Raw genomic sequence first — 3,404 nt, forward strand, 5'->3', positions numbered from 1 at the left:
CCACGCAGGTAAAAGATATTGAACTGTTATCTAAGTAAATAAAAATAGAAAATGAAAAATAGTATCAGCACAAGAGGATTAGAAGTTTGGTTTGCAACCGGCAGCCAGAATTTATATGGAGAAGAAACTTTAAAGCAGGTGGCAAAGCATTCCATATTGGTTGCAAAATCATTGAATGATGCAGATGCTATTCCTGTTAAAGTTGTTTTTAAACCCGTTTTAAAATCCACCGAAGAAATTTACAATTTAGTAATTGATGCCAACAGCAATAAAAATTGCATTGGCATCATTACATGGATGCACACTTTTTCTCCTGCAAAAATGTGGATCAATGGATTGAAGATCTTACAAAAACCATTATTGCATTTACATACACAATTCAACCGTGATATTCCCTGGGGCGATATTGATATGGATTTTATGAATTTAAATCAATCGGCTCATGGCGACCGTGAGTTTGGTTTTATGATGAGCCGTATGCGTATGCAAAGAAAAGTGGTTGTAGGGCATTGGCAGGATAAAAATGTAATTGCACAGATTGCAGGATGGACAAGAGCTGCATTGGGATGGAACGATTGGCAGGGTGCAAAGTTTGTTCGCTTTGGCGATAACATGCTTTATGTTGCTGTAACCGATGGCGATAAAGTAGAAGCCGAATTAAAATTTGGATACAGTGTAAATAACTGCTGCATTGGTGATTTAGCAGCTGTGATAAATAATGTAAAAGAAACTGCCATTACAAAATTGTGCGATGAGTATGCAGGGCTGTATAAATTAATGCCTTCGTTAAAAAAAGGAAATAATCAGCATCAATCTTTACGTGATGCTGCAAAAATTGAAATTGGTATTCACAAATTTTTGGAAGATGGAAATTATAAAGGCTTCAGCGATACATTTGAAGACCTGCATGGCTTAACACAATTGCCCGGCATTGCAGCGCAACGTTTAATGGCCGATGGTTATGGCTTTGCAGGCGAAGGCGATTGGAAAACATCTGCATTAGTAAGAGCAATGAAAGTAATGGGAACTGATTTGCCCGGCGGTAATTCTTTTATGGAAGATTATACTTATCATTTTGAACCGGGTAATGAAATGGTTTTAGGCAGCCACATGCTGGAAATTTGTCCCAGTATTGCCAATACAAAACCCAGTTGCGAAATTCATCCGTTGGGTATTGGCGGTAAAGCAGATCCGGTGCGGTTGGTTTTTAATGTTGCCGCAGGCCCTGCATTAAATGCATCACTAATGGATATGGGCAACCGTTTTAGATTATTGGTAAATACTGTTGATGCAGTAAAACCGAAATTTGATTTACCAAAATTACCGGTTGCAAGAGTGCTGTGGAAGCCACATCCCAATATGCAAACTGCATGCGCTGCATGGATATATGGTGGCGGTGCACACCACACCGGGTACAGCCAAAATTTAACCCCAGAAAATTTAGAAGATTTTGCAGCTATGGCCAATATTGAATTTGTTTGTATCAATAAAGACACCAACATTTACAATTTAAAGAATGAATTAAAATGGAATGATGTATTTTACCAAATAAACAATAAATAAATTTTCTCATCACAAAACGTAAAACTTGCTCATGAACACTTTATCATCTTTAGACATGTTGATTTTTGTTGTTTATTTTTTACTGGTGGCCGGCTATGGTTACTGGGTATATAATAAAAAGAAAAAAGCAACTATCACAGCATCACACGATTATTTTTTGGCCGAAGGTTCACTAACCTGGTGGGCAATTGGTGCATCATTAATTGCATCTAACATTTCTGCGGAGCAATTTATTGGCATGAGTGGTAATGGATATTTTGTAGGTATTGCAGTAGCGGCTTATGAATGGATTGCAGCACTGGCGTTAATAATTATTGCTGTTTGGTTTATTCCTATTTATTTAAAAAATAAGATTTACACCATGCCGCAGTTTTTAAAAACACGGTATAACGAAACGGTGTCGCTTATCATGGCCATTTTCTGGTTGTTTTTGTATGTGTTTGTAAATCTTACTTCAATTTTATATTTGGGCGCCATTGCAATAAGCGGATTGGTTGGGCCAGAGTATTTGCATACTATAATGATTGCGCTGGCAGTATTTTCATTAATAATTACATTGGGTGGAATGAAAGTGATTGGATACACCGATGTAATTCAGGTAGCAGTTTTAATTATCGGTGGCTTTGCTACAATCTATTTTGCTTTAACTATTGTTAGTGAAAAATTTGGTTTAGGTAAAGATGCATTAGCCGGTTTTAAAACTTTGATGGATCAGGCACCGGATCATTTTCATATGATATTAGATAAACCCACTGCAGCATCATCGCAGGAAGATGTAAATAAATATTTAATTCTGCCGGGCATTGCCATGTATTTTGCAGGCCAGTGGATAGTAAATTTAAATTACTGGGGATGCAATCAATACATTACTCAAAGAGCATTGGGTGCCGATTTGCAAACAGCACGTAAAGGCATTTTGTTTGCAGGATTTTTAAAATTGCTGATGCCAATAATTGTAATGCTGCCGGGTATTGCTGCTTATGTGTTACATAAAAATGGTCATTTGCCTGGCTTAAGTGGCATGGATGGAGCCTATTCTGCTATCCTTGGTTTTCTTCCATCAGGTTTAAAAGGATTGGCCATTGCAGCATTAACCGCTGCTATCGTTGCTTCGCTTGCCGGTAAATTAAATAGCATTGGTACTATTTTTACTTTAGATATTTATATGAAATATTTTAAGAAAAAAACTCCGGAGGTCAATACTGAAATTTCTAAAGCTGATGTATTGGAATCTGTTACCAATGCAAATTTTGGTAGAGAAGCCGAAGAAAAAAATATGGTTTGGATTGGAAGAATGGCGGCATTAGTTGCCATTGTAATTGCTGTTGTTTTTGAATGGAAAGATTTTTTAGGAATTAGCGGAGAAGGTGGTTTTACTTTCATACAAAAATATACGGGCTTCATCAGTCCGGGTGTATTTGCAATGTTTATTTTGGGGATGTTTTGGAAACGCACTACAGGTGCCGCGGCAGTTGCCGGTTTAATTACTGGTTTTGCAATGGCCATTTTCTTCAACAGTTTTGCTGTATCAGTTTTCGGGCACGAAAATTTTATGTACACTGCATTTAAAAATAACGATGGTGTTTACGAAATACCTTTCTTAATTAATATGGGCTGGGCTTTCTTTATTACCATGGCGGTAATGATTGGTATCAGTCTTGCAGGACCAAAAATAAATCCAAAAGCATTTATGCTGGATAAATCAATGTTTAAATTGAGCCCGCCTGTTATTGCAATGATTGTAGCAACATTGCTTATACTGGTAGCTTTGTATGTTAAGTTTTGGTAGAAAAATAATTTAAACCAGTAATAATTAAAATCCCTCTGCAAATTTTGCAGAG

2 protein-coding genes are annotated in these 3,404 nt (G+C 36.9%); both read left to right on the forward strand.

Translation table 11 applies throughout. The features are described 5' to 3' along the window. Positions 1 to 51: 51 nt before the first annotated feature. Positions 52 to 1,563, forward strand: a complete 1,512-nt coding sequence (gene araA, locus ACY65O_RS11430; protein WP_462220987.1) for an L-arabinose isomerase — start codon at positions 52 to 54, stop codon at positions 1,561 to 1,563. Positions 1,564 to 1,594: 31 nt separating this feature from the next. Next, positions 1,595 to 3,352 (forward strand): sodium:solute symporter family transporter, encoded by a 1,758-nt coding sequence (locus tag ACY65O_RS11435; RefSeq protein WP_462220988.1) that lies wholly within the window; start codon positions 1,595 to 1,597, stop codon positions 3,350 to 3,352. The last annotated feature ends 52 nt before the right edge of the window (positions 3,353 to 3,404 follow it).

It is taken from the genome of Ferruginibacter sp. (assembly GCF_031430955.1).
Classification (GTDB): Bacteria; Bacteroidota; Bacteroidia; order Chitinophagales; family Chitinophagaceae; genus Ferruginibacter.

Excerpts from the sequence above, each read along its gene's own strand:
- araA (WP_462220987.1), top strand. The coding sequence starts at position 52 with ATGAAAAATAGTATCAGCACAAGAGGATTAGAAGTTTGGTTTGCAACC.
- ACY65O_RS11435 (WP_462220988.1), top strand. The coding sequence starts at position 1,595 with ATGAACACTTTATCATCTTTAGACATGTTGATTTTTGTTGTTTATTTT.